General features: G+C 67.4%; 4 protein-coding genes. 2 read left to right on the plus strand and 2 right to left on the minus strand.

What is annotated here, in order from left to right:
• On the plus strand, positions 1-256 hold a 256-nt coding region (locus RCI06_RS09430; protein ID WP_306575759.1), incomplete at its 5' end, for a hypothetical protein.
• A gap of 120 nt (positions 257-376) precedes the next feature.
• Entirely contained in the window at positions 377-1393 is a 1017-nt protein-coding gene (locus RCI06_RS09435; protein WP_306575762.1) for an ROK family protein, read from the plus strand.
• A gap of 61 nt (positions 1394-1454) precedes the next feature.
• On the opposite strand, the gene RCI06_RS09440 is transcribed toward RCI06_RS09435, so the two are convergent.
• Together RCI06_RS09440 and RCI06_RS09445 are read right to left on the minus strand one after the other, a co-directional pair.
• Complete coding sequence (locus RCI06_RS09440) at positions 1455-2054, minus strand: hypothetical protein (RefSeq protein ID WP_101548062.1); 600 nt, start codon at positions 2052-2054, stop codon at positions 1455-1457.
• Positions 2055-2113: 59 nt separating this feature from the next.
• On the minus strand, positions 2114-2875 hold the full coding sequence (locus RCI06_RS09445; RefSeq protein WP_288234677.1) for a hypothetical protein: 762 nt from the start codon (positions 2873-2875) through the stop codon (positions 2114-2116).
• Between the last annotated feature and the right edge of the window lie 554 nt (positions 2876-3429).

Here is a 3429-nt window from a genome sequence, read left to right on the forward strand (position 1 = left end):
GCTGCCGGTGGGGGAGGGGCCCGCCGCCTTGACGCCGGAGGCGCTCTCCGCCCTGCTGCTCTGGGCGGAGACGCGGTACGGGCGGGTGCTTTTCCCGGTCGCAAAGGCGGGGGAGGCCGCGATGCTGTCGGCCGGGCTTGTGGTGACGGCACAGAGCGCCCGGGAGGCCCGCAGAGCGCTGCGCGGGGCAAAAAAGGCGGGCGCGCGGGCGGTCTGCGGGGTGGTCTGGGCGGACGGGCAGAAGAAACAAACATGATTTCAAAACATTTACGAAAATTATTTTGAAAACATATTGCAAAACTTCCCGCGTTGTGTTATCCTAAAGCCGGAAGGAAACCCACAACAGCCGGCGGTCTTTGGAAAGGGGCTTTGCGATATGGCGAACATGGAGGGCTTCCGCGCGGCGGACATGCGCGAGAGCAACGAGAAACTGGTCAAACGGTTCCTGATGGAATACGGCGAATGCACCAAGATGGACATCGCGGGCGGGCTGGGGCTCAGCCACCCGACGGTCGCCAAGGTGCTGGCGGACATGGCCGCGCGGGGGGAGGCAGAGAGCGCGGGCAAGGAGGATTCCCTCGGTGGGCGCAGCGGGGAAAAGTACCGCCTCAACTACGACCACACCTACGTGCTGGCGATCATCCTGACTCTGGACCGGCTCCAGTACCGGGTGGTCAACCTCGCGCGCAGGACGAAGGAGGAGGGGAGCCTGCCCGTCGTGGGGCAGACCCACATCGCGCGGATGGCGGAGCTGGTCAGCGACGTGCGCGGGCGGTTCCCGAACATCCGGCTGATCGAGCTGGGCATGTCGGGCACCGTGCTCGACGGACGGCTGCTCTACATCTCCCAGGCGGACTTTTACCTCGTGGGGAGCGACGTGGCGGGCGAGCTTGAAAAGCGCTGCCAGCTCCCGGTCGAGGCGGTCAACGACGTGAACGCGATGGCGTTCGGCTTTTTCCGGCGGCATATCGAGGTGTCGCTCAAAAACGACAGCATGGCCTACCTCTTCCAGAACCGCACCGGCCCCGGCTCGGGGATCATCGTGGACGGTAAGATCGTCAACGGCTTCTCGGGCTTCGCGGGCGAGGTCGCCAACGTCTGGCCGCCGCAGGAAAGCCTGACCGACCAGATCAAAAGCCAGGTGGCGGCGATCATCTCGGTCGTCAACCCCCGCTTCCTCGTGATCAGCCACGACCGGCAGATCCCCGTCGACCGCGAGGCGGTCCGGGCGTTCGTGCGGGAGCGGTTCCCGGCCCACTCGGTGCCGCGCTTCCACTTCACGCAGGAGTACCCCACGGGCAGCATGCCCGAGCTGCACTTCACCACCGAGTTCGAGGAAAACTACATGGAGGGCCTCACCGAGCTGGCCATCGACGGCGTTTTCCCCGGCTGACGGCGGACGAAAAACAGGCCGCGTATCGTGCGATACGCGGCCTGTTTTGGATTTTTCGCGGTCAGGGGAGGGATTCGAGCGCCTCCGCCAGCTCGTCGAGCGTGGGGAGCTTCTCCCCGGGTTCCCGGTCGAGGAGGCTTTCCGCGCCGGGGGTTCCGGGGGAGAGGGAGTTGACGTAACGGACCGTTTCGGGGTCGAGCCCCGCCACGGTGAGCCGGAGGGTGCAGGAGGCGTTGCCCTCGAGCACCAGCGCGCCGAGCCCCGCCTGGAGGGAGAGGGAAACCCCCTCCGCCTCCGTCTCCTTTTTCGTCCCGGCCAGCGTGGTCACGCTCCCGTCGGGGGCCCGGTAGGAGAGCTTGACCGCCCGACTCGCGCCGGTGATCCGACAGGAGACGGACACGCCGGCGTCCTCCTTCATGTCGAGGTAGAGGACCGCCGCCTGCCCGTGCACCCTTGAATCGCGCGTGACCACGCCGATTCCCCCGTCGGTCACGGCGGAGGTGACGCTCCCGCCGGCGATTTCCCCGAACGCGGCGGCGGTCTCGTCCTTCCAGGGGACCTCCTGGTTGGGCTGGGGCGTCGAGATCCCCAGGTGGGCGCAGGAGGTCAGGGAGAGCGCGGCAATGAGGGCCGCGGCCAAAAGCAGAGTGGCGCGTTTCATCGGAAAGCCTCCAATCCTGTGGCGCGGGGTGGTTGGGTTCGGTCACACGCGGGGAAGGGTCAACCCTGCGGGAAGAGGGAGGAGAAATCCCCCATGTCGAGGTCGTCCGCGTACTGGTCGGCCTGGGTCTTGGAGGTCAGCGCAATGAGGTAGCCCGCGGGAAGCCGCCCGGCATACCGGCTTTCAAGCGCCTCGAGCGCCGCCTGATCCGCACGGAGGACGCCCGCCCACTTTTTTCCGGCGGCGGTCAGCTCGCCGATCGGGCCCATGACGTCCTTGAACGCGCCGAACGGGTTGTCTTCCCCGTAGGTGGTGTCCTCGAGCGCGGCCAGCTCTCTGGCCGGCCTCATCACGTCCTCGACGCAGAGATAGACGTCGCCGATCATCTCGGTCTCCGCCGCCATCAGCTCCTCCAGCTCCGCGCCCGAGAAGCCGAGCGCCGTGAGCGCCTCCCGCGCGTTATCCAGAAGGGCGTCCCGCGCGGCGGCGGCCTCGGCCTTGAACGCGTCCTCGGAGAGCTCCCCCTTCAGGTAGCGGCCGGTCGGGCCGTCGACAAACTCCATCGCGATCCGGTTGGCCTCGGCGACATAGCCGTCGTCCCCCGGCGCGGCGGAAGCCGCGCCCGCTTCAGAGGCGGCTTCCCCTGCGCCGAAGAGGCTCCCGGAAGCCGCTCCGTCCTCCGCGGAGCCGGCGGACGCGCCAGGATCGCTTGCATTTCCGCCTGCCGCAGAGCCGCCCGCATGGGGCGGGAGGAACATGCAGGAGGCGAGCGTCAGCGCGGCGAAGAGAACCGCCGCCGCGGTTGCAAAAACACGTTTCATCAAGATACCTCCGCTTGTGTTATGTGTGTTATTCTATCAATACAATAATACAGCAGAGGGCGGGAAATGTCAACCTTTTCTCCTGCGGAGGGCCTAGAATTTTCCAAGGGGCTGCCGCTCGGGGAGCGGCGGAGCTGCCGGGTCCCGCCCCGGCGGGCGGCCCTATTTCTTGGCCGCCCAAGAAATAGGGGAAAGAAGCCGCAGGGGGCTGCGCCCCCTTGACCCCCAGCGCCGCCTCCGGTTGGCCTTCGGCCAAAGTCGGCGGCGCCCGTTTCACGGATCAGCGGACAAGCCGACAGCATCCCGCCCGCCGCCGCGCCGCGGGCGCAATGCCTCTGCCGGCGAGCCTCCGGAACCGTCCCGGGAGTGCTCCCGGGGAGGCACGGCCTTTGCCGGTAGGTGCGCGGCGCACCGGGGACGGGAAACTGCGGTTCCCGCAAAAGGCGGCCGCCCATTCGGGCGGGCGCCGGGGGGTGGGGGCAAACGGGGCACACGCGGGCTCGTATAAACAACTGACGCTGCCGACGAACAAGTGGACGGGTAGATCTAGGTGG

Source organism: Anaerotruncus massiliensis (ex Togo et al. 2026) (assembly GCF_030825285.1).
GTDB classification, from domain to species: Bacteria; Bacillota; Clostridia; order Oscillospirales; family Ruminococcaceae; genus Anaerotruncus; species Anaerotruncus massiliensis.